The following is a 22,207-nucleotide window of genomic DNA, read 5'->3' on the forward strand; positions in this document are numbered from 1 at the left end:
ACAGTTGTGGGACGGTCGTCACTTCGCGTCGGCATAACACTCCACCACCGCCGTCGTGAACGGAAAACGCACCGGCGTCTCCCCGAACGTCAGCCGCCCCGACAACTCCGACGCCTCGTGGATGGCCGCCACGACGGCCTCGGCCTCCTCCGCCGGACAGTGCACGATCACCTCGTCGTGCTGGAAGAAGACCAGCTCGGCGGCCATGCCGACGAGGGCGCGGCGGAGGGCGGCGAGGAGAAGCAGGGTCCAGTCGGCGGCGCTGCCCTGGACGACGAAGTTGCGGGCGAAGCGGCCACGGGCACGGGAGTTGGTGGAGGCGTACCCGGGCACCCACTCGTTCGCCTGCCCTTGTTCCTGGGGGTCGAGGCCGCTGTCGGCCTGGGGGATACCCGCCTCCTCGGTGGCCGCGTCGGAGGCACCGGCCGCCGGTGGGCACGTACGTCCGAGCCAGGTCCGTACGAGCCGCCCCTCCTCGCCCGCGCGGGCCGCGTCGTCGACATACTGCACGGCTCTGGGGAACCGGCGGCGCAGCGCGGCGAGGTTCTTGAGCCCGTCCCCGGAGGTCTGTCCGTACACCGCACCCAGCACGGCGAGCTTCGCCTGCGCCCGATCCCCGGCGAAGGCCCGGTCGGAGACGGACTGGTAGAGGTCGGTCGCCCGCCCCGCGACCTCCATGAGCCCGGGGTCGCGGGAGATGGCCGCGAGCACCCGGGGCTCCATCTGGTCGGCGTCGGCGACGACGAGCCGCCAGCCGGGGTCCGCGACACAGGCGCGGCGGATCACCTTGGGGATCTGGAGCGCGCCCCCGCCGTTGGTGACCCACCGCCCGGTGACGGTGCCGTGCGCGAGGAACTCGGGCCGGAACCGCCCGTCCCGCACCCAGTCCTGCAGCCAGGACCACCCGTGGGCGACCCAGATCCGATACAGCCGCTTGTACGCGAGGAGAGGCTTCACCGCCGGGTGGTCGAGCGACTCGATCTCCCAGCGGCGGGTGGAACGAATGCGGACCCCTGCCTGCCCGAAGGCCTTCACGACATCGGCGGGCAGATCGGGCCGCACCCGCCGCCCGAAAGCCTGGGACACCTCATCGGCCAGCTCGGCCAGCCGACGCGGCTCACCACGCCCCGCGTACCGCTCCCCGAGCAGCTCGTGCAGCACCTCCCGGTGCACATCGGCCCGCCACGGCATCCCCACCCGGTTCATCTCGGCGGCGACGAGCATGCCCGCCGACTCGGCGGCGGTCAGCAGACGCATCCGGTCCGGATGGGCGGTGGCATCATGCCGCCGCTGCTGGTCCGCGTAGACCTCGACGAGGTCGGCGAGGGGAACGTGAACCGGCCGGGGCTCGAAGAGGGACGGCTGAGCACCCGGCTCGGCCGAGCGGAGGGGCGGATCCGGCGGGACCGGAGCATGACGCAACCGGGCGAGGGCGGCAGCCGCGGACCGGGGCTCCCCGAGCCGCCCCTCGTGCCCGAGGAGCAGACTCTCGGCGTCCTCGATGTCATAACACCGCTCCACACGGATGCCCTCGGCGAGCAGCCGCGGATACACCTCGCCGGTGGCCCGCCACACCCACCGCCCCACCTCCGGACCCCGCCGCCGCACCGCCCCCGCGAGGTCCGGCTCCCAGGTCACCGGCCCCGCGAGCACGCCATCCACTCCGAGGGGGGCGATCTCCACGCCGCCGTCCTCGGTCGTCGCGAGCGCCCACCGGTCGGTCATGGGTGCGAGTGTGGCAGGGGGGTCTGACAACGAGCGGGAGCCGCGGGAGCGGGCCGGCCCTCGTGAGTTGCTGCGCGAGTTCCGAACGACCTGGCGGTAGTCAGGACTCAGGGGTTGCTCGCGGCGCCGACGATGGCGGAGAAGATCCTTTCCTGCAGGGTGGTCGGCACATGGAAGAAGCCGTTGTTGCAGCCGAGCCGCAGCACCGCCGCCTCGTCCGCGACAGCCTTGACGTCTCCGAGATTGTGACTGACGAGGATCACCCCGATGCCCTGTTCACGGAGCTCGTCGACGAGGTCGAGGACGTGGTTGACCTGGGGGATGCCGAGCGCCGCGGTGGGCTCATCCAGAAGGACGACCTTCGGGCGGCCCAGGAGCGCGCGGGAGATCGCGACGGTCTGTCGCTGGCCCGCGGACAGTGAAGCGACCGGAGCACGTACATCGGGGACGCGGATGCCAAGTGCGTCGAGCTGCCCGCGTGCCTCCCTGCGCATGCCGCCGGTGTCCATCAACCGCAACAGACGGCCCCGGACACCGGGGCAGCGCCGCTCCCGCCCGAGGAAGAGGTTCTCGGCAACACCGAGGTTGTCGCACAACGCCAGGTTCTGGTACACGGTCTCGATGCCCAGGCGCCGGGCGATCCGGGGGGTCCTGACCTGGACGGCCCGGCCCTCCCATTCGATGACGCCCTTGTCGGCGGGGGCGACACCTGCGATGACCTTGACGAGGGTGGACTTTCCGGCACCGTTTTCCCCCAGAAGGGCGACGACCTCACCTTCGTGGACCACCAGGTTGACGTCCTTGAGGGCCTGGACGGCGCCGAACCGCTTGGAGATTCCGCGCAGCGCGAGCAGGGGCGGTCCAGTCACGCGAACCTCACCTTCTCCGCGCGACAGCGGTGACGCCGCGCGGCTTCGGTGGAGCCCCGACCACAGGTGAGCCCGGCCACCTCGCTCACAGGGCCAGGGGCTCTCCCTGTTCCGGTCATCATCTTTCGCCTCAATGGGGACGTACGCAACGCAGAGTGGACGAAACCTGATGAGACTGCGAGGGAGGTGCCGAAGTGGCACATTGCAATATTTCGTAACAATCTTGGCGCATGGTGTAGATGGCGGGGTCTTCCGAGACCCCGGCCCCGGCCGGAGGAGGGTGTCACCGATGGCACACCACCACACCGTCCGTAAGCGCAGTCGGCCACGGTGTCCCCGGCGGGGGGCGATGCTCCTCCTGGTGGGCATATTCCTGGTCGGCGCCACCGCCTGCGGCGGGAGCCAGAACTCCACGGGAGGCGACGGGACGGGGAGGATCACGATCGGCCTGGTGACCAAGACCGAGACCAATCCGTTCTTCGTGGCCATGCGCAAGGCCGCCGCGGACGCGGCGCAGAAGAGCGACGCCGAGCTCATCGCCCTGTCCGGCAAGTTCGACGGTGACAACGAGGGCCAGGTCGCCGCGGTGGAGAGTCTCATCGCCCGCGATGTGCAGGGAATCCTGATCACACCGTCGAACACGACGGGGATCCTGGGCGCCATCGCGGAGGCCCGTCGGCAGGGCATCCTGGTGATCGCGCTGGACACCGCGACGGACCCGGCGGACGCGGCGGACGCCACGTACGCGACCGACAACTTCAAGGCCGGACGCCTCCAGGGCGCCTACGTCAGGGCCGTGCTCGCCGACCGGGCACCCCAGCTGTTCATGCTCGACGGCACGGAGGGTTCCACGGTCAGCCGGCACCGTCACGACGGCTTCCTCAGCGGCTTCGGGATCAAGGAGAACTCGCCGGCGATCCGCGGACAGGCGATCACCAACGGCGACCGCAACCGGGCGCAGACCGCGATGGAGAACCTGCTGCAGCGCACGAACGACGTGAACTCGGTCTACACCATCAACGAACCGGTGGCCGACGGCGCCTACACGGCCCTTGCCGCACGCGGCCTCACCCGGCAGGTGACCATCGGCTCCATCGACGGCGGATGCGACGGCGTGCGCGACGTCAGAGCCGGTAAGTACGCGGCCACCGTCATGCAGTTCCCGGTCAGGATGGCCGAGCAGGGGGTGGCCGCGGTCACCGACTTCGCGAGGAACGGGAAGAAACCGTCCGGCTTCACGGACACAGGCACCGAACTCATCACCGACAAGCCGGTGCGGGGACTGGCGTCCAAGAACACGGACTGGGGACTCCAGCGCTGCTGGGGGTGACCTCTGGGCGCCGACCGGGCGAAGGGATCAGTAACGGATCATGGGATCTCCCGGCACCAACAGTCCCGCCGCCGACAGCGAGCCGGGCGCCGCGCTGCGGGACAAGTTGCGGTACGCCCTGCGCACACCGACCGTCGGCCCCCTCGCTGCCCTGGCCATCGCCATCCTCGTCTTCTCGGTCACGACGGACACGTTCCTGGCACCGGACAACCTCTCACTGGTACTTCAGCAGTCCATCGTGATCGGCACGCTGGCGCTGGGCCAGTCCCTGATCATCCTCACCGCGGGCATCGACCTGGCGAACGGGGCCATCGCGGTCTTGAGCACGATCGTCATGGCCAAGCTCGTCTTCGAAGGGGAGAGCGTGGCGGCGGCGCTGCTGCTCGGCCTGGCCGTGGCGACCTGCCTCGGGCTCGTCAACGGCCTGCTCGTGGCCAGACTGGGCCTGCCCTCCTTCATCGTGACTCTGGGGGCCCTGACCGTCGTCTACGCCGTGAGCAGGCTCTACTCGGACTCCCGCAGTTATCCGGTGACCAACGACGTGCTGGTCTTCTGGGGGAACGGCGTCGACCTCGGTGGCGTCCTCGTCACCTGGGGGACGTTCCTGCTCGTGGGGCTGTACGCGTTCTTCTTGTACGTGCTCAACAAGACGGCCTGGGGCCGGCACATCTACGCCGTCGGCAACGCATCCGAGTCCGCCCGCCTGACCGGCATCAATGTGCGGCGCACGGTCCTGTCGGTCTACGTCACCGCCGGCCTCCTCTACGGCATCGCCGCCTGGCAGGCCCTCGGCCGCATCCCCAACGCCGATCCCAACTCGTACCAGACAGCGAATCTGGAGAGCATCACCGCCGTCGTCATCGGCGGAACCAGCCTCTTCGGCGGCCGGGGAAGCGTCGCCGGGACCCTCATCGGAACACTGATCGTCACCGTGCTCCGCTCCGGCCTCACCCAGGCGGGTATCGACAGCCTCTACCAGGACGTCGCGACCGGAACCCTCGTCGTCGTCGCGGTCGGCGTCGACAAGGTCCTTCGCAGAGGCAGCACACGCTGACACCGACGCGCGACCCCTCGTCGACCGACGGCTGGTCGCGTTCGCCCACGTCCCGCCGCGTCCGGCGACCCCATCACCAACGGTCCGAGGCGCGCCGGCCCATGTGGATCCAGCGCCATGCGTTCGAGCTGCACGGGCACTTGATCTTCGTGCCGCCTGCGGTGGTGGTGATGGCGCCGTGGTCGCACCGGAGTTCTTCACGGTGGCCGGGAATCCGGCCGTGGCCCGGAAGATCCTCCGCCCTGCGGTCGCGGAGGCTGAGCAGCGGGCGTCCGCGACCGCTCGGCGTCCGCAGGTCTTCGGTCGAGAGCGACACCGCAAGGTGCAGTGAGCGCTCTCCTCTCACTGACCCTGTCCCTCCACGATCGCCTGCAGCGCCCGAGCCACGTCGGCCTCCGTGGCCTGCTTGGTCACGCCCAGGCCGCTCAGTACGCCCTGGCCGTTCTCGAACTCCAGCAGCGCGAGCAGGATGTGCTCCGTGCCGATGTAGTTGTGGCCGAGGCGGAGGGCCTCGCGGAAGGTGAGTTCGAGGACCTTCTTGGCGTCGGAGTTGTAGGGGATGAGTTCGGGGACCTCGGGGGAGGTCGGCGGGAGGACGGCGGTGGCGGCCTGGCGTACCGCCTCGGGGGCGACGCCCTGCGCGACGATCGCCTTCGCGCCGAGCCCCTCCGGCTCGGCGAGGACCCCGAGGGCGAGGTGGGCGGGCACCATCTCGGTGTTTCCGGCGGTCTTGGCCTCGTTGTGCGCGGCCATGACCACGTTCCGGGCCCGCGGGGTGAAGCGGCTGAACCCCTGGCTGGGGTCGAGGTCCGCCTCGGCCTTCGGCACGAACCGCTTCTGCGCCGCCTGCCGGGTCACCCCCATGCTCTTGCCGATCTCCGTCCAGGACGCGCCCGAACGCCGGGCCTGGTCCACGAAGTGGCCGATCAGATGGTCGGCCACGTCACCGAGGTGGTCCGCGGCGATCACCGCGTCCTGGAGCTGGTCGAGGGGTTCCGGGTGGACCTTCTTGATGGCGTCGATGAGTTCGTCGAGACGGATGGACGTGGTGGCACGCGGGTTCGTCGTCATGTGTCAACCATAGGTTGACAGTGCAGGGGTGTCAACCCCGAGTTGACACCCCTGGTTCCCCTCACTTGGGGGCTGTCGCAGCGTGAGGCGGCCAGGGGCAACGCCGTTTCCCGGCTGTGCCCCGGCGACTCCACCGAGGCCCGGCCGCGCCCCCGCCACCCACTCACCCGCACCAGCCACCCACCCTCACCCGCACCAGCCACCCACCCTCACCCGCACCAGCCACCCACCCTCACCCGCACCCCCCACACACCACACACTCCCAACCCGGATGGCGCCCCCACCTCACCGCCGCCCCACCGCCCCCACGACCGCAACCACAGCCACCACGCCGCACACCCCCACGCACCCCCCGACCACATCCCACGGCACCACCACCCCCACCGGCGCCGACAACACCCCCAACGCACCCACCACCCCCGCCAGGTTCACCGCAGTGACGGCCGCTCCCAGCACCACCCCCACCACGACCGCGACCAGCGCTTCACCCGCCACAACACCGAGTACCTGCCCCCGAGTGGCCCCCGCCAGCCGCAGCGACCGCAGCTCCGCGCCCCGTGCAGACGTGGCCATCAGCAGCGTCCCGGCCAGCGAGATCCCCGCGTACACGAGGGCGATCCCCAGCACCACGAGAAACCCGAGCCGGGTGTGCGCCTTGGTGCCGGGACGGTTCGCCGCGAGCCACTCCTCGGCCGACCGGACCGTCCCGCCGGCCCCCTCCAACGCCGCCGCGACCGCCGTCCGGTCCGCCCCGCGCCCCACCCGTACGTCGACACGGTCCACCACCGCCCCACCGGCGTTCGCGGCCGTCACATACGCCCCGTTGTCCCCGGTGCCCTGTGCGAGCACGGCCGCGATCCGCAGCCGTACCGGACGCCCGTCCCCGAGCCACACCCGCACGGACCGCCCCACCTCGTGCCGCTCCCACTCCTCGTTCACGACGATCGACCGGTCGTCGAGATCGCGCACGTCACCGGCGACCACCGGCAGCCGTGACACCGACGCGAAGGCCGCCACATCCGTCACCGCCCGCGCGTCCGACCGCACGAGCGCGCTCCCCTCCTCCACCACATACACGGCGGTGGAAGCCGACCCGGCCGTGGTCACCCCGTCCACGGACCTCGCCGCGTCCGCCCGCAGCGCGTCACCCACCTCACCCGTGACCACGAAGTCCGCCCGAGTCCGCGCCTGCGCCTCCGCGCCCTTCGCCTCCGCCACCGTCCCGGCGGACCCCAGCAGCGAACCGGCCAGCGCGACGGTCACCAGCACAGGTGCCGCCACAGCGGCGGTACGGCGTACGGACGTGGCCGCGTTCTCGCGGATCAGCAGCCCGCCGGCCCCGGGCAGCCCCGCCCCCACCAGCCGTACGACCGGACGGACGAGCAGCGGTGCGAGTGCGGCCGCCGCCGTGATCAGGAGCATCGGCTGGGTGGTGTACGTCTTCCGCTTCAGCAGTTCGGCGGGATCGGTCCCCAACTTCCAGGCCAGCAGCCCGAGTCCGCCCGCCAGCAGGGCGAAGCCGATGACCCGGCGCGAACGCGGCAGCACCCCCGTGTCCACGGACGCCTCGCGCAACGCCTCGACCGGGCCGATCCGCCCGGCCCGCCGCGCCGCCGCCCACGCCCCGGCGAACGCCACCGACACCCCCGTCCAGAAGGCCACGTGGTACGGCCACACCACCGCATCCGGCACCGCGAACCATGTCGGCGCCACCCCGCCGGCCACCAACTCCCGTAGTAGCGAAGGCGCTCCCCACGCCCCCAGCGCACACCCGGCCCCGGACGCCACGACCCCGACCGCCAGGGCCTCCCCGAGCAGCAGCCGCCGCACCTGACCGGGCGTCGCGCCCGCCATCCGCAACAGCCCGAACTCCCGTCTCCGCAGGGCCACCACGAAGGCGAACGTCGACGCCGTCACGAAGACCGACACGAAGGTGGTGACCCCGGCCGCCGTTCCCAGCAGCGAGTTGACGGCGACCAGCGCCTCCGCGTCCCGCTCGTAGGACGGATCCACCTGCCGCCGCGCGTCACCGGTCAGCACGCGCGCCCGGTCACCGACCACCGCCCGTACGTCCGCGACGGGCGCGTCGACCCCGACCGCGTCCAGGGCCGCAGCTCCGCCCGCCCCGTCCGTCGCCACCGGCCCCAGTTCCCGCAGCTCGGCCAGTAGCCGGCTGTCCACAGGATGTGGACGTGCCAGTTTCTGCGACACCCGCGCCGTGCCCGGTCCCCGCCGCACCTCCACCGTGAGCCGGTCCGGGCCCGCCACCACGACGGGGGAGGAGGCGAAGCGCTCCGGCTCCCGCGCGGGCGGGTCGAGCGTCGCGGCGAGCCCGAGGCCCATGGCCGTCATCACCCCGACCCCCAACGCCACGGCGACGAACGACCCGACCAGCGCCGCCCACCGCGTACGCAACGACGACAAGGTCAGCACGTCACACCTCCGGTGATCCCGTTACCGCCGGTCCAGGTCCTCCCGGCGGTCCTGGTCCTCCCGGCGGTCCCGGCGGTCCTAGCGGTCCTAGCGGTCCCGCCGGTCCCGCCGGTCCCGCCGGTCCCAGCGGTCCCGGCCGTTCCGGCCGTCCCCTCGGCCGGAACGGCCACAGCCGCCCCCTCCAACCCCGCCATGCACGCCGCCACCCCCTCCACCGACGGCCGTACCAACTCCCCGCTCACCCGCCCGTCGACGAGAAACACCACCCGGTCCGCGTACGACGCGGCCACCGGGTCGTGCGTGACCATGACCGTGGTCTGGCCCTCCCGGTCCACCAACTCCCGCAGCAGGCAGAGCACCTCACGGCTGGTCGTGGTGTCCAGCGCCCCGGTCGGCTCGTCACCGAAGAGGACCGCCGGGCGGGTGATCAAGGCCCGGGCCAGCGCGACCCGTTGCTGCTGCCCGCCGGACAGCTGGGCCGGCCGATGTCCGGCCCGCTCGGCAAGCCCCACCCGGGCAAGGGCCTGGCGCACCGCCCCTCGCGAGGGCCGCCGCCCGGCGAGCCGCAGCGGCAGGGCGACGTTCTGCGCGGCGGTCAGGGACGGGAGCAGATTGAAGGCCTGGAACACGAAACCGATCCGCTCCCGTCGCAGCAGCGTCAGCCGCCGCTCGCTCAGCCCGGCCAGCTCCACCCCGTCGACCCGCACCGTCCCGTCCGACGGCCGGTCCAGCCCCGCCGCACACTGCAACAGCGTCGACTTCCCCGACCCCGACGGCCCCATCACCGCCGTGAAGGTCCCCGCCCCGAAGTCGAGGTCCACCCCGTCGAGGGCGACGACCTCCCCGTACGAACGCCGCAGGCCCCGTACCCGTACGGCCGCGAACCCCGTCTCTCCTGCCTCTGTCGCCGTGCTCTCTGCTGCCTCTGTCGTGGTCATGTCCCAAGCGAACCGTCCACGCCCCGCCCGCACACGACCACTGGAGGGCGTCCCGGAGGTATGGCCGGCCCTACCACCGTTCCTGAAGACTGAGCGGGAGTGAGTCTTGTTGCCAGGACTCATGCGCACAGGAACGCCAGTTCTCTCCCGAAAGACGGACGCGATGAGCAAGGCGCACAAAGACCACCGGAACTCACTCCCGCTCACCAGAACCCACTTCAGTTCACCCCAGCAGCCACAGCTCCGAACCCCACCCACCCCACTCACGCCATGACACGATCGAACACGTGAGTACGACCAGCAGGGTGGACCGCATGACACGATCGAACACGTGAGTACGACCAGCACGGTGGACCGCGCCTTCGAGGCGGCCCTCTACGCCGACACCGACGCCGCCCTCGACACCGGCGCCTCCCTGCTCGCCGCCGACCCGGCGGCGGACGCGGAACTCGCCCGCCGCGGACGGGAGTTCGTCGCCGGGGCCTGGCGGCGCGGCTGGCAGCCCGCCGACGTCGTACGGTTCGTGCGGCGCGAGCGGGAGGACGAGCACGTACGGCTCCTCGCGCGGCTCATCATCGAGGAGCACGAGCACGGGTACGAGCAAGCGGGCGGGAAACGGCAGTCACCGAGTCCCCGCTGGGCGGCCCAGCTCGACGAGATCAAGGATCTCGCCGCGCACCCCACCCGCACGGACCGTTTCTCGCACGCCACCGCCGCTCTGGAGCTGTACCGCCTCCTCCTGCGCCTCCCCACCCTCGAACCCCTGGACCGCCCCCAGGAAACCGGTGCGAGCACCCGGCACCACCCCGAGTCCCGCATGCTCGCCCGTATCCGCGCCCTCCTCGCCAAGGCGGAGGCCACCGAGTTCCCGGAGGAGGCGGAGGCGCTGAGCGCGAAGGCGCAGGAGCTGATGGCGCGGCACAGCATCGACGAGGCGCTGCTGGCGGCCCGGACACACAGCAAGAACGCCCCCGGCGCCTGCCGGATCGGCGTCGACCCGCCGTACGAGACCGCGAAGGCGGTGCTCCTCGACGCCGTGGCCCGGGCCAACCGCTGCGAGGCCGTCTGGAACGAGGCCCTCGGCTTCTCCACGGTCGTCGGTTTCGAGGCCGACCTGGAAGCCGTCGAACTGCTCCACACCTCCCTCCTCGTCCAGGCCACCACCGCCATGACCAAGGCGGAGGCCGCCCAGCGCAAGGGCGGCCGCAAACGGACCAAGACCTTCCGGCAGTCCTTCCTGGCCGCCTACGCCCACCGCATAGGGGACCGGTTGGCGGCGGTCGCCGAGGCCCAGGTCGCGGAGGCGGAGACCGAGGGGGCCGGCCCGGAAGGGGCAGCCGCCCCGGACCTGCTGCCCGTCCTCGCCGCCCGCGACGTCGCCGTCCACGAGCAGTTCACCCGTATGTTCCCGGACACGGTCACCACCCGCGTACGAGGCGTCAGCGACGCGGCCGGCTGGCAGCAGGGCGCGGAGGCGGCGGACCGCGCCCAGGTCAGGGCGCGGCCCCGGCTGCCGTCGTGACCGGGGAGCAGTGGTGACCGGGGAGCCGCCCCGTCGGCTCAGTCGCCCGCCCGCAGGAACGGGCCCACCGTCGCGTCCAGCGTGCTCTCGGACTTGACCGCGACCTCGGGATCCGGCCACTGTAAGCTGTTGACCTTGCTGTCTCCGGGCAGGGTGAACTTCAGCTCGTCCACGTCGGCGCTCTTCGCCGTGTCACCGGCGACCCCGCGCACGTACGAGATCGTGAAGGTCATCGACTGGCCGTCCTCCAGCGTCACTTCGCTCTCCTGGGAGGCGCCCTCCTGCGGCTGGAGCGCCCAGGACATGTTGCCGGCGAACAGATCGACCCCGGCGGTGCCCTTCAGGGTGCAGGCGGCGCCGCTGTTGTTGGTGACGGTGACCGGCACGGCGCCCTCGTCGCCCGCGGCCGGGGCGGCACTGCTGGGCCCGACCTCGAAGCCGGCCTGCTCGGCCGTGCAGGCGGCCCCCTTCCCGCTCTCGGCGGTGGCGGCGCTGGTCTTGCCGTCGTCGCCCCCATCGTCCCCGTCGTCGCTGCTGCACGCGGTCAGCGTGAGGGCGGCGAGGAGAGCGGCGGCGATGGCGGTCGGAGCGGTGCGCATGGAGTTCCCGTGAGGTTCATGGCTGTCTCAGCCGGTGGTCGTGTGAACGTGCGAACGGGCCGCGAAACCCGGAGGTTCCGTGGCCCGCCCGGCACATCATCTACGATCAGCGGCTCGCCGTAGACCCGTTCTACGACCCGGCGCTCGCCGTCGGCAGATCCGTCGGCAGCCCCGACGGCAGCGACCCCTCGGCCTTCTGGAACGTCTCCTCGCCGACGCCGCCCTCCCACGTGATCGTGAGGGACTTGGAGCTGGCCTCGTCCACCATGCCCTCGGTGCGGTCGTCGCTGCCGTCCTGGCACTTGAGGCTGATCATCCGCATGTTCGCCGTGTCGGAGACCTTGCCGCTGCACACCGAGGTGCCCACGAAGACGGCGACCTCGTCACCGTTGACGAACAGGGCCACCGGCTTGCCGCCGGTCGTGGCCAGCCAGTTGCCCTGCAACTCGGTCTTGGCGCCGGAGGAGTCCCCGGAGTCGTCGCCGTCCGCGCTCTCCGTCGCCGTCGGGGCGGCCGACGACTCCTCGGCCTCGGACTCGCCGTCGTCACCGCTGCTGCACCCGGTCAGCACGAGCGCGGCCGCGAGACCGGCCGCCGCGGCCGCGACGCGGATGCGGCGGCGCGCGAAGGTCGCCCTGATCGCGGGCCTTGCCGTCATCGCCGTAGTCACTGGAGGTCTCCCAAAGGTGTGGCCGGATCCGGTCGCCGCGGCGACATCGGCAAGCTACCAGCAGTAGCCCGGCGACAGATGGCCGGGAACTGTGAGGACCCCGAGAGGACGACGCGACGACGAGGCCCCACGGCCCCCACCCTCGCCCCTACCAGGACGACTTGCGCACCCCCGGCAGGAACCCGGCATGCGCCTGTTCCCGCAGGCTCACCCGGGACAGCCCGAACGTCCGGAAGTAGCCGCGCGGCCGCCCGTCCACCTGGTCCCGGTTGCGGACGCGGGTGGCGCTGGCGTCGCGCGGCTGCCGGCCCAGCTCCCGCCGGGCGGCGAGACGTTCGGCGTCCGTGGAGGACGGGCGCCGGATGATCTCCTTCAGCTCGGCCCGCCGCTCGGCGTACCGCGCGACGATCTCCTGCCGCTTCTCGTTCTTCGCGATCTTGCTCTTCTTCGCCATCAGACCCGCACCCCCCGGGCACGGATCCGCGCGACGGCGGCCTCGACGCCGATGACATCCACGGTCTTGATCCCCTTCGTGCTCAGCCGGAGCCGCACATGGCGGTTCTCGCTCGGCAGCCAGTAGCGCTTGGACTGGATGTTCGGGTCGAAGCGGCGGGACGTGCGCCGGTGGGAGTGCGAGATGCGGTTGCCGAAGCCGGGCTGGGCGCCCGTCAGCATGCAGTGGGCGGACAAGGTGATGCACCTCTCTCGATCAGTTGTCGCTAATGGTAGTCATTTTCAGTAAGGTATCAGCATGGCACGCAACGAACTCCGGCCGGTCGTCAAACTCCGGTCCACGGCCGGGACCGGCTACACCTACGTCACCCGCAAGAACCGCCGGAACGACCCGGACCGGCTGACGCTGCGCAAGTTCGACCCGATGGTCCGCCGCCACGTCGACTTCCGAGAGGAGCGCTGACCGACGATGAAGAAGGACATCCATCCGTCGTACGGGCCCGTCGTCTTCCGGGACCGCGCCGCGAACCACACGTTCCTCACCCGCTCGACGATGACGAGCGAGAAGACGATCGAGTGGGAGGACGGCAACACCTACCCCGTGGTCGACGTCGAGATCTCGAACGTGAGCCACCCCTTCTACACCGGCACCGCGCGCGTGCTGGACACGGCGGGCCGCGTGGAGAAGTTCGAGAAGCGGTACGGCGCCGGGAAGAAGCGGGGCTGACCGACGATGACCCAGCTGTCTGTCGCGATCGTCGGCGGGCTGCACGCCGACGCCCGGCGGGCCGCCGTCGAGGCGCTGCTCGCCGGGGTCCCGGGCAGCGTCGCGCTGCACCACGACCTCTCCACCGCCACGGACGGCCCGGACGCCAAGGTCGTCCGGACCGTACGGGACGCCGCGGGCCTCATCTCCACCGGTGAGACCCCGCTCGTCAACGACTGCGCGTGCTGCGCCCTTCGCGAGGACCTGGTCCCCGAGCTGGAGCGCCTGGCCGACGCGGGCCTCACCAGGCTGGCCGTGGTCGAACTCTGGGACTCGGTGGAACCGAAGGCGATGGCGGAGGTGGTCGCCGCCAGCGGCCTCAGCCTCACCTCGGTCATCACGGCCGTGGACCCCGCCCTCCTCCTCCCGTACCTCGGCAACGGCGACGACCTGGCCGAGCGCGGCCTCGCCGCCGCCACCACCGACCAACGCACCGTCGCCGACACCTTCGCCCGCCAACTCGAATACGCCCCCGTCCTGGCCGTACTGGACTCGGACGAGGCCGACGAGGAGGACAGGGCCCTGCTGGCGCAACTGCATCCGACGGCCCAGAGGGTTCCCATTGAGGGTGGCTTCTCCGGGGGCCAGGCGAGCGCGGCGGACGCGTGGTCGGACTGGTTCTCGTCGCACGGTCCTGAGACGGACGAGGGCACCGCCCCTGCTTTCAGGGGCGCGGGGCAGCATCAATATGCGGCTCCGCCGCGGGGCGCGACAAACCACGACGAACCCGCACCCGGCAACGCACAACGACCTCAACGTCGCTCCCCGGCCCTGCTCACCGCGGCGTTCGCCGGCTTCGACGTGGACGCCGCCGCAGCCGCCCAACACCCGGCCTGCGCCCTCCTCCCCACCGACGCCGACGAATGCGGCGTCACCACCCTCGTCTGGCACCGCCGCCGCCCCTTCCACCCGGAACGGCTCTACGCGGCACTGGAAGACCTCTGCTGCGCGGCGGCCCGCAGCCGCGGCAGGTTCTGGCTGGCCGAGCGCCCCGACACCCTGCTGCACTGGGACGCGGCCGGCGGAGCCCTGTGCGTGGAGTCGGTCGGCCCCTGGCTCGCCTCGCTCCCGGACGCCGCCTGGGACATGGTCCCCCCGATGCGCCGGGCCGCCGCCGCGCTCGACTGGCACCCGGAGCACGGCGACCGCTGCCAGCACCTCGTCTTCACCTCCCCGGGCCTGGACCGCGACGGACTCGAACAGCTCCTGGAGTCCTGCCTGCTCACCGACGCCGAGTACGCCGCCGGGCGCGCCGCCTGGGAGCGGCTGCCGCGCCCCTTCGACACCTTCCTGGAGGTCTGACCCACCATGGCCCGCAAGCCGGAGCGCAAGCCCGCCAAGTCCCGCCCCAATCCGCTGGACCAGGCCAAGATCACGTACATCGACTACAAGGACACCGACCTGCTGCGCCGGTTCATCTCCGACCGCGGCAAGATCCGCAGCCGCCGGGTCACCCGCGTCAGCGCCCAGCAGCAGCGACAGCTCGCCCGCGCCATCAAGAACGCCCGAGAGATGGCGCTCCTGCCGTACTCCTCGCGCTGACGGCACTCATCTGCCGCCACCCCCACCCGGCCCCGGGGAGGATCCTTCCTCCCCGGGGCCGCTCGTTTCCCGCCATCCTGGGCACGGCCGCCCCATCGGCGTGAACCGCACGGCCCCGCACCCCGTAGGGAGGGATATGGGGACATGAACCAGGACGATATGAACCGCGGATGGAACAGGAACGCCCCGGGATACGTCTCTCCAGTGCTGTAACCGTGGGAGCACGCCTCGTGCACGTGCATCTGCTCGTGCACACGCAGGTGCATCCGCTCATGCGTCAGCACATGAACAAAGCTATGATCCGGGGCAGTTGACCTCTGCATCACTGGCCACACCAGTGCCAATGCGCACCGAGCGCACCACTGCACCACCCGGGGAGCGACCTGTGGACCACGACGTGTACGGCGTGGATGACGTGTACAACGGCATGGCCGCGACGGAGCTGACCCAGCTCCACGCGGTGGCCTGGCAGAAGAGCCGCCACAGCAACTCGCAGGGCAACTGCGTGGAGTTCGCGCGGCTGCCCGGCGGTGAGGTGGCGGTGCGCAACTCCCGCTTCCCCGACGGTCCGGCGCTCGTCTACACGCGCGCCGAGATCGAGGCGATGCTCCTGGGCATCAAGGACGGCGAGTTCGACCACCTGATCGGCTAACGCCCGCTCGGCGGCGGGAAGTCGGTGAGCCCGGCGAAGTGACACGCGTAGAACCGCGGCGCCGAAGAGCGCCGCGGTTCTTCAGTAGGCGGACACGGCCGGATCGCCCGGCGCCGTCGACACCTGGAACAGTGCCCACACCACCTTGCCGCTGAGCGCGCCGGCGAGCGGATGCCAGCCCCAGCTGTCCGCGAACGAGTCGACCAGGAACAGCCCGCGCCCCGACTCCGCAGAGAAGTCGTCGGAGTCGCCGGCGACCGGACTGTCGTGACTGGGGTCGCGCACCGCGCAGACCAGCCGCTCGGTCCAGCGCATCAAGTGCAGCCGTACGGGCGGGTCCTGGGCCGGACGCAGCCCGTTGCCCGTGGGCAGGCCGTGCCGCAGGGCGTTGGTGACGAGTTCCGACACCACGAGACAGACGTCGTCGAAGCGGTCGCCCAGCTGCCACTGGTCGAGCGTGCCCCGGGTGAACTGCCTCGCCTCGCGCACCGCTTCGTAGCGGGGCGGCAGCGCACAGGACGCGGCGTTGGACACGGTCGCGGGATCAAGTGGCGGAAGTCCCTGCCGTAAGGGTTCGAGCATGGTCGATCCATTCGTCCCCATGCGAGGCACTCCCGGGTGTTCGCGGTCGATGCGATGCAGCGGTGGCGCGGGACCATGGTTTCTGATGCGCAGAGCAGATGCAAGGGCAGATGCACGTGCACGCGCCCGAAATGGACCTTCCCATACCGCTTACTCAACATTTCTTCTGTGGCCCTACTCCCGCATGGTGGCCACCGCCTGACGACTTCCCGGCCATTTCCCGTGTCCCCGGGGTGCTTTTCGCCGCGCGTCTCCGCCACACTCCCTTCTTTCCTCCCTCACCTCATCCGTCTCAGATGTTGAAGACTTTCCATTTCTGTAACCGGGCGAGTGCGGATCGGAGTGGTTTAGTGGCAGACTGCGGCCCTTGAAGAAGTTGGGGAGGCTGGACGAACGTGGGTGCCGGTGAATCGAGCGGGTCGGTGGTGAGGCGGATGCTGCTGGGCTCGCATCTCAGGCGGCTGCGCGAGTCGCAGGGGATCACCCGGGAGAAGGCCGGGTACTCGATCCGCTCCTCCGAGTCGAAGATCAGTCGCATGGAACTCGGCCGGGTCAGCTTCAAGTCCCGTGACGTGGAGGACCTGTTGACCCTCTACGGAGTCACGGACGAGACCGAGCGCACCTCGCTGCTCTCCCTGGCGAAGGAAGCCAACGTCGCCGGCTGGTGGCACAGCTACTCGGACGTCCTGCCCAGCTGGTTCCCCACCTACGTCGGCCTCGAAGCCGCGGCCCACCTCATCCGCAGCTATGAAGTCCAGTTCGTGCACGGTCTGTTGCAGACCGAGGCGTACGCCCACGCGGTCGTCGCCCGGGGCATGAAGGGCGCGAGCGAGGCCGAGATCGACAAGCGGGTGGCCCTGCGCATGGAGCGCCAGAAGTACCTGGTGTCCGAGAGCGCCCCCGAGTTCCACTGCGTCCTCGACGAGGCCGCGCTGCGTCGGCCGTACGGCGACCGGGAAGTGATGCGGGGTCAGCTCCAGCATCTGATCGAGATCTCGGAGCGGCCGAACGTGGTGCTCCAGGTCATGCCGTTCAGTTTCGGCGGCCACTCCGGCGAGAGCGGCGCGTTCACCGTGCTGAGCTTCCCCGAGTCCGACCTCACCGACGTCGTCTACCTCGAACAGCTCACCAGCGCCCTCTACTTGGACAAGGGTGAGGACATCGCCCAGTACGAGCGGGCGATCAAGCAGCTCCAGGACGACAGCCCGTCCCCGGCCGAGAGCCGGGACCTGCTGCGGGGGCTGCTGCAGCTTTCCTGAGACTCTTCACAGAGTCTCCCGAGTAACTCTCCAACTCCCTTTACCCACCAGTACGATGACGGGTGATCAATCTTGATCGATGCCGACTGATTGAGGATCACATGTCGTCCTACTTCACCGACCTGGCCCAGCAGTACATCGGCGGCGAGTGGCGCCCGGGCACAGGCTCCTGGGACATCATCGACTTCAACCCGTACGACGACGCGAAGCTCGCGTCGATCACGATAGCCACGGTCGACGAGGTGGACGAGGCCTACCGGGCCGCCCAGGCGGCCCAGAGGGAATGGGCCGAGGTCAACGCCTATGCGCGTCGCGCGGTCTTCGAGAAGGCCCTCAAGGTCATCGAGGAGCGTGAGCCGGAGATCACCGAGGTGATCATCGCCGAGCTCGGCGGTACGCACCTGAAGGCCGGGTTCGAGCTGCATCTTGCCAAGGAGTTCCTGCGCGAATCGATTCAGCTGGCGCTGCGCCCCGAGGGCCGCATCATTCCGTCGCCGATCGACGGCAAGGAGAACCGCCTCTACCGGGTGCCGGTCGGCGTCGTGGGTGTCATCAGCCCCTTCAACTTCCCGTTCCTGCTCTCCCTCAAGTCGGTCGCCCCGGCCCTCGCTCTCGGCAACGGCGTGGTGCTGAAGCCGCACCAGAACACCCCGATCGCCGGTGGCACGCTGGTCGCGAAGATCTTCGAGGAGGCGGGCCTGCCCGGCGGTCTGCTCAACGTCGTCGTCACCGACATCGCCGAGATCGGTGACGCCTTCATCGAGCACCCGATCCCCAAGCTCATCTCCTTCACCGGCTCCGACAAGGTCGGCCGCCATGTCGCCACCGTCGCCGCCCAGAACTTCAAGCGCACGATCCTCGAACTGGGCGGCAACAGCGCGCTGGTGGTCCTGGACGACGCGGACATCGACTACGCCGTCGACGCGGCCGTCTTCTCGCGCTACGTCCACCAGGGCCAGGTCTGCATGGCCGCCAACCGCGTCCTGGTCGACCGCTCGATCCAGGCCGAGTTCACCGAGAAGTTCGTGACCAAGGTGAAGTCCCTGAAGGTCGGCGACCCGAGCGACCCGCAGACCGTCATCGGCCCGGTCATCAACTCCTCCCAGGCGGACGCCCTTTCGTCCGTCGTCGAGCAGGCCCTCGCCGAGGGCGCCACGGCGCTGGTCCACGGCACCACGACCGACAACCTGGTCGAGCCGTCCGTCCTCACCGACGTCCCCGCCGACTCCGCCCTCCTCCGGCAGGAGGTCTTCGGACCCGTGGCCTTCCTCATCCCCTTCGACGGTGAGGAGGAGGCCGTCCGCATCGTCAACGACACCCCGTACGGCCTCAGCGGCGCCGTCCACACCGGCGACATCGAGCGGGGCGTGAACTTCGCCAAGCAGATCGACACCGGCATGTTCCACGTCAACGACGGCACCGTCCACGACGAGCCCCTCGTCCCCTTCGGCGGCGAGAAGCACTCCGGCATCGGCCGCCTCAACGGCGAGACGACGGTGGACGCCTTCACCACCCAGAAGTGGATCTCGGTCCAGCACAAGCGGAGCTTCTTCCCGTTCTGAGGGCCGCGCGTTCGGGGCGGTACGGGTGGGCAGACATGCATCTAGGTGCGCAGTAGGTGCATGTCTGCTACGTATCCCATCGCGGAGGCGCGGGGCAAGCTCGGGGAACTCGCCCGCCGGGCCGCCCAGCACGAGCACATCACCCTGACTGATCAGCGGCGTTCCGGCCGCTGTCCTCATCTCTCCGGCCGAGCTGGAGGACCTTGAGGACGCTCTCGCCCTCGCCCGACTGGAGCGTGACCGCGCTCTCGGCCGCGCCGAGACCCCGGTACCGCATGACGAGGCCCGCCGCGCGCTGCTTGAAGCGGCGGGGAGGAGCGAGTGACCTGGCAGGTGTTGTGGGAACCGGCGGCTCTCAACTCGGCCGCCGGTCACCTCAAGGACGATCCCAACGGTGTCGACACGCTCCTGCGAGCTACTGACCAGCTCGCCCAGGACGAGCGCCCCGAGGGTTCGCCTGCCTGGGGTGCGGAGCACCGGCGCCTGCACCATGGCTCCTGGCGCATCTTGTACCGCGTCGATTCACAGACGCGCACGCCCCACATCGAGCACGTCGGCCGCACGGCTGCGTGATCCGGCCGTGTGCCCTGGCGGGACGGCGTTCGAGCCGGTGGCGAACGGACAGGGGTGAGCCGGGGGCGGTCCGCGCGGGTTCTACGCTGGGCCCATGTCAGCGATCCGTCTTCTCGTGCTCGGCGCCGTGCGCCAGCACGGGCGGGCCCACGGCTACCAGGTGCGCAACGACCTGGAGTACTGGGGCGCGCACGAGTGGTCCAACGCCAAGCCCGGCTCGATCTACCACGCCCTGAAGCAGATGGCGAAACAGGGGCTGCTGCTCGCGCACGAGGTCGCCCCCTCCACCGCCGGCGGGCCCCCTCGCACCGAGTACGAGATCACGGAGAAGGGCACGGAGGAGTACCTCAGGCTGGTGCGCGAGTCCCTCACCGCCTACGACCAGAAGCCGGACGTGCTCTCCGCCGGGCTGGGCAGCATGGTCGACCTCGGCCGTGAGGAGGTGCTCGGGCTCCTGGAGGAGCGGGTGCGGACCATCGAGAAGTGGCGCAGGGCCGTCACCGAGTACTACACGCCCGAGGAAGGCCCCGGCCAGCTCGGCCACATCGGCGAGATCATGAACTTCTGGATCCACTCGGCCGACACCGGCGCCGAGTGGACCCGCGGCCTCATCGAACGCATCCGCGGCGGCGCCTACACCTTCGCGGGGGAGGGCGACCCGTTCGTCGGCGTCCTGATGGAGGGCCAGAAGAACCCGTACGCGACGGGCGAGCGGCATCCCGGGGACGACCGCTAGGCACCCCGCGGGCCGAAAAACACGGGGCGCAGCCCCTGCTTTCCAGGGGCGCGGGGAACCGCGCGACCAGCCCCCGCGCACCCGCACCCCGCCCGACAACCCCAGCCACCCGAGCTCCCACGCGCCCCGGCCACCCCTAGTGGTGAAACCCGGTACCCACCCCTGTGTCCCGCGTCAACGGCCCCGTCTGCCGCCGTAGTTCGGGCAACAGCCGTCCAAGGTCCTCCAGGAACATCCCCGCGAGGTCGGAGGAGAACCCGTTCCGGCACACCACCCGCAGCACGGACAGATCCTGACGGTTCTCCGGGAAGGTGTACGCGGGCACCAGCCACCCCTTCTCCCGCAGCCGCCGCGCCACGTCGAACACGTTGTACGCGGTGACATCCTCCACCGTGGTGAAGGCGAACACCGGCAACTGATCCCCCCGGGTGAGCAGCCGGAAGTCCCCGAACTTGCCGATCTCTTCCGCGAGCCCCAGCGCGACATCCCGCGTGGACCGCTGCACGGCCCGATACCCGTCACGCCCGAGCCGCAGAAAGGTGTAGTACTGCGCGACGACCTGCGCCCCCGGCCGGGAGAAGTTCAGCGCGAACGTGGGCATGTCGCCGCCCAGGTAGTTGACCCGGAACACCAGCTCCTCCGGCAACTCCGCGGCGGACCGCCACAACGCCCAGCCGACCCCCGGGTACACCAGCCCGTACTTGTGCCCGGAGGTGTTGATCGACGCCACGCGAGGCAGCCGGAAGTCCCACACCAGATCCTCGTCGAGGAAGGGCGCGACCATGGCCCCGGACGCGCCGTCCACATGCACGGGCACGTCGAGCCCGGTGCGCTCCTGTAGCTCGTCGAGCGCCGCGCACAACTCGGCGATCGGCTCGTACGACCCGTCGAAGGTGGAACCGAGGACGCCCACGACCCCGATGGTGTTCTCGTCGCAGAGCGCTGCCGCGGCCGCCGGATCGAGATGGAACCGGTCGCCCTCCATGGGCACCTGCCGGGCCTCCACCTCCCAGAAGGCGCAGAACTTGTCCCAGCAGACCTGGACGTTGACCCCCATGACGAGGTTGGGCCGGGCGTCCGCCGAGGGATACCGGTCGGCGTTCCGCTTGGCCCACCGCCGTTTGAGGGCCATCCCGGCGAGCATGCAGGCCTCGCTGGACCCGGTGGTCGAGCAGCCGACGGCGGCCGCCGGGTCGGGGGCGTTCCACAGATCGGCGAGCATCGCCACGCAGCGCCGCTCCAACTCGGCCGTGCGGGGGTACTCGTCCTTGTCGATCATGTTCTTGTCCCGGCACTCACCCATCAGGACACCGGCCTCCGGCTCCATCCAGGTGGTGACGAAGGTGGCGAGGTTCAGCCGTGAGTTGCCGTCCAGCATGAGTTCGTCGTGGACGAGCTGATACGCCGTCGAGGGGGCCAGCGGGGCGTCCGGGAGCCGGTGCTTGGGTGGCGCCTCGGTCATGCCGCCGACCGGGTTGGCCTGGTCGTAGAAGGGGTTCACGGCGAGCCGGTGCCGGTCGTTCCGGTTGTGCCCGTCGTCCTGCGGGGCGTCGCTGTCCCATCGGTGCAGTGGCATGCCTTCGACGGTAGGTCCGGCGGGGAGGACGCGCACCCCACGCGGCGTGATGACCTGGTCCGAAGGGGCGTACGGGGAGGGGAGGCCGAGCCGCCGCCGCGCTCGTCCCGCCGCGGCCGGAGACGGACGTGAGGGGGCCGTACGTAAGGAGTGCGGGTGGTGTGTGAGGGTGATGTGCTGCCCGTCGCCTGTGTCCATTAGGCTGACGCCGCCACGCCGCACACGTGACAAAAGCAAACACAGCAGGCGGAGTTGAGCGTCCTGCGGATCCATATGCGTTGAGCAGGGAGGGACG

The 22,207-nt window shown here is 70.6% G+C and carries 22 protein-coding genes and 1 pseudogene; 12 read left to right on the forward strand and 11 right to left on the reverse strand.

All coding sequences use genetic code 11. From position 1 onward, the window contains the following. Positions 1 to 18: 18 nt before the first annotated feature. Positions 19 to 1,725, reverse strand: coding sequence for a bifunctional 3'-5' exonuclease/DNA polymerase (locus JIX55_RS29415; RefSeq protein ID WP_257566272.1), 1,707 nt, complete (start codon positions 1,723 to 1,725; stop codon positions 19 to 21). A 107-nt stretch (positions 1,726 to 1,832) separates the two neighbouring features. Then, entirely contained in the window at positions 1,833 to 2,594 is a 762-nt protein-coding gene (locus JIX55_RS29420; protein ID WP_257566273.1) for an ATP-binding cassette domain-containing protein, read from the reverse strand. A gap of 349 nt (positions 2,595 to 2,943) precedes the next feature. Here JIX55_RS29420 and JIX55_RS29425 point away from each other — a divergent pair, with 349 nt between their 5' ends. Together JIX55_RS29425 and JIX55_RS29430 are read left to right on the forward strand one after the other, a co-directional pair. Continuing rightward, on the forward strand, positions 2,944 to 3,924 hold the full coding sequence (locus JIX55_RS29425; RefSeq protein WP_443046727.1) for a substrate-binding domain-containing protein: 981 nt from the start codon (positions 2,944 to 2,946) through the stop codon (positions 3,922 to 3,924). 40 nt (positions 3,925 to 3,964) lie between these two features. Beyond that, positions 3,965 to 4,978, forward strand: coding sequence for an ABC transporter permease (locus JIX55_RS29430; RefSeq protein ID WP_257566275.1), 1,014 nt, complete (start codon positions 3,965 to 3,967; stop codon positions 4,976 to 4,978). Positions 4,979 to 5,320: 342 nt separating this feature from the next. Here the strand turns inward: JIX55_RS29430 and JIX55_RS29435 are convergent, their stop codons facing one another. The 3 genes and pseudogenes from JIX55_RS29435 to JIX55_RS29445 all read right to left on the reverse strand — a co-directional run. Further along, a complete protein-coding gene (locus JIX55_RS29435; RefSeq protein WP_257566276.1) occupies positions 5,321 to 6,049 on the reverse strand; it encodes a Clp protease N-terminal domain-containing protein in 729 nt (242 codons plus the stop codon). Positions 6,050 to 6,334: 285 nt separating this feature from the next. After that, positions 6,335 to 8,482, reverse strand: coding sequence for an ABC transporter permease (locus JIX55_RS29440; protein WP_257566277.1), 2,148 nt, complete (start codon positions 8,480 to 8,482; stop codon positions 6,335 to 6,337). A 173-nt stretch (positions 8,483 to 8,655) separates the two neighbouring features. Further along, positions 8,656 to 9,420, reverse strand: a pseudogene (locus JIX55_RS29445) (ABC transporter ATP-binding protein); the annotation flags it as partial. A gap of 331 nt (positions 9,421 to 9,751) precedes the next feature. On the opposite strand from JIX55_RS29445, the gene JIX55_RS29450 reads away from it, so the two are divergent. Then, positions 9,752 to 10,942, forward strand: coding sequence for a DUF2786 domain-containing protein (locus tag JIX55_RS29450; protein ID WP_257566279.1), 1,191 nt, complete (start codon positions 9,752 to 9,754; stop codon positions 10,940 to 10,942). Positions 10,943 to 10,980: 38 nt separating this feature from the next. Here JIX55_RS29450 and JIX55_RS29455 read toward each other — a convergent pair whose 3' ends face one another. The 4 genes from JIX55_RS29455 to rpmB form a co-directional block, all read right to left on the reverse strand. Further along, positions 10,981 to 11,541 (reverse strand): DUF4232 domain-containing protein, encoded by a 561-nt coding sequence (locus JIX55_RS29455; RefSeq protein WP_257566280.1) that lies wholly within the window; start codon positions 11,539 to 11,541, stop codon positions 10,981 to 10,983. 130 nt (positions 11,542 to 11,671) lie between these two features. Then, positions 11,672 to 12,199 carry a hypothetical protein gene (locus tag JIX55_RS29460; RefSeq protein ID WP_257566281.1) on the reverse strand — a complete coding sequence of 176 codons (528 nt, stop codon included), beginning with the start codon at positions 12,197 to 12,199 and terminating at the stop codon, positions 11,672 to 11,674. A gap of 160 nt (positions 12,200 to 12,359) precedes the next feature. Then, positions 12,360 to 12,665 (reverse strand): 30S ribosomal protein S14, encoded by a 306-nt coding sequence (gene rpsN, locus JIX55_RS29465; RefSeq protein ID WP_257566282.1) that lies wholly within the window; start codon positions 12,663 to 12,665, stop codon positions 12,360 to 12,362. Beyond that, positions 12,665 to 12,901 (reverse strand): 50S ribosomal protein L28, encoded by a 237-nt coding sequence (gene rpmB, locus JIX55_RS29470; RefSeq protein ID WP_037702498.1) that lies wholly within the window; start codon positions 12,899 to 12,901, stop codon positions 12,665 to 12,667. Before rpmB ends, rpsN begins: the two co-directional genes overlap by 1 nt. Before the next feature lie 61 nt (positions 12,902 to 12,962). On the opposite strand from rpmB, the gene rpmG reads away from it, so the two are divergent. From rpmG to JIX55_RS29495, 5 genes are all read left to right on the forward strand, one after another. Beyond that, positions 12,963 to 13,127 carry a 50S ribosomal protein L33 gene (gene rpmG, locus JIX55_RS29475; protein ID WP_257566283.1) on the forward strand — a complete coding sequence of 55 codons (165 nt, stop codon included), beginning with the start codon at positions 12,963 to 12,965 and terminating at the stop codon, positions 13,125 to 13,127. A 6-nt stretch (positions 13,128 to 13,133) separates the two neighbouring features. Beyond that, positions 13,134 to 13,391 (forward strand): type B 50S ribosomal protein L31, encoded by a 258-nt coding sequence (locus tag JIX55_RS29480; RefSeq protein WP_033524682.1) that lies wholly within the window; start codon positions 13,134 to 13,136, stop codon positions 13,389 to 13,391. A 6-nt stretch (positions 13,392 to 13,397) separates the two neighbouring features. Then, positions 13,398 to 14,732 (forward strand): CobW family GTP-binding protein, encoded by a 1,335-nt coding sequence (locus tag JIX55_RS29485; RefSeq protein WP_257566284.1) that lies wholly within the window; start codon positions 13,398 to 13,400, stop codon positions 14,730 to 14,732. Between the two features lie 6 nt (positions 14,733 to 14,738). Continuing rightward, positions 14,739 to 14,972, forward strand: coding sequence for a 30S ribosomal protein S18 (gene rpsR / locus JIX55_RS29490; RefSeq protein ID WP_149829112.1), 234 nt, complete (start codon positions 14,739 to 14,741; stop codon positions 14,970 to 14,972). 385 nt (positions 14,973 to 15,357) lie between these two features. Next, positions 15,358 to 15,624 (forward strand): DUF397 domain-containing protein, encoded by a 267-nt coding sequence (locus JIX55_RS29495; RefSeq protein ID WP_257566285.1) that lies wholly within the window; start codon positions 15,358 to 15,360, stop codon positions 15,622 to 15,624. Positions 15,625 to 15,705: 81 nt separating this feature from the next. Here JIX55_RS29495 and JIX55_RS29500 read toward each other — a convergent pair whose 3' ends face one another. Next, positions 15,706 to 16,206: an ATP-binding protein gene (locus JIX55_RS29500; RefSeq protein ID WP_257566286.1), complete on the reverse strand. Its 501-nt coding sequence runs from the start codon at positions 16,204 to 16,206 to the stop codon at positions 15,706 to 15,708. A gap of 422 nt (positions 16,207 to 16,628) precedes the next feature. Here JIX55_RS29500 and JIX55_RS29505 point away from each other — a divergent pair, with 422 nt between their 5' ends. The 4 genes from JIX55_RS29505 (at position 16,629) to JIX55_RS29525 (ending at position 20,336) form a co-directional block, all read left to right on the forward strand. Continuing rightward, the gene (locus tag JIX55_RS29505) at positions 16,629 to 17,465 is read left to right on the forward strand and encodes a helix-turn-helix domain-containing protein (RefSeq protein ID WP_257569513.1); all 837 of its coding nucleotides are present in this window, start codon (positions 16,629 to 16,631) and stop codon (positions 17,463 to 17,465) included. 101 nt (positions 17,466 to 17,566) lie between these two features. Next, positions 17,567 to 19,027, forward strand: a complete 1,461-nt coding sequence (locus JIX55_RS29510; protein ID WP_257566287.1) for an aldehyde dehydrogenase family protein — start codon at positions 17,567 to 17,569, stop codon at positions 19,025 to 19,027. Positions 19,028 to 19,348: 321 nt separating this feature from the next. Beyond that, complete coding sequence (locus JIX55_RS29520) at positions 19,349 to 19,600, forward strand: type II toxin-antitoxin system RelE family toxin (protein WP_257566288.1); 252 nt, start codon at positions 19,349 to 19,351, stop codon at positions 19,598 to 19,600. A gap of 94 nt (positions 19,601 to 19,694) precedes the next feature. Continuing rightward, on the forward strand, positions 19,695 to 20,336 hold the full coding sequence (locus JIX55_RS29525; RefSeq protein WP_257566289.1) for a PadR family transcriptional regulator: 642 nt from the start codon (positions 19,695 to 19,697) through the stop codon (positions 20,334 to 20,336). Positions 20,337 to 20,472: 136 nt separating this feature from the next. Here the strand turns inward: JIX55_RS29525 and JIX55_RS29530 are convergent, their stop codons facing one another. Next, complete coding sequence (locus JIX55_RS29530) at positions 20,473 to 21,912, reverse strand: glutamate decarboxylase (RefSeq protein ID WP_257566290.1); 1,440 nt, start codon at positions 21,910 to 21,912, stop codon at positions 20,473 to 20,475. Between the last annotated feature and the right edge of the window lie 295 nt (positions 21,913 to 22,207).

It is taken from the genome of Streptomyces sp. DSM 40750 (genome assembly GCF_024612035.1).
Classification (GTDB): Bacteria; Actinomycetota; Actinomycetes; order Streptomycetales; family Streptomycetaceae; genus Streptomyces.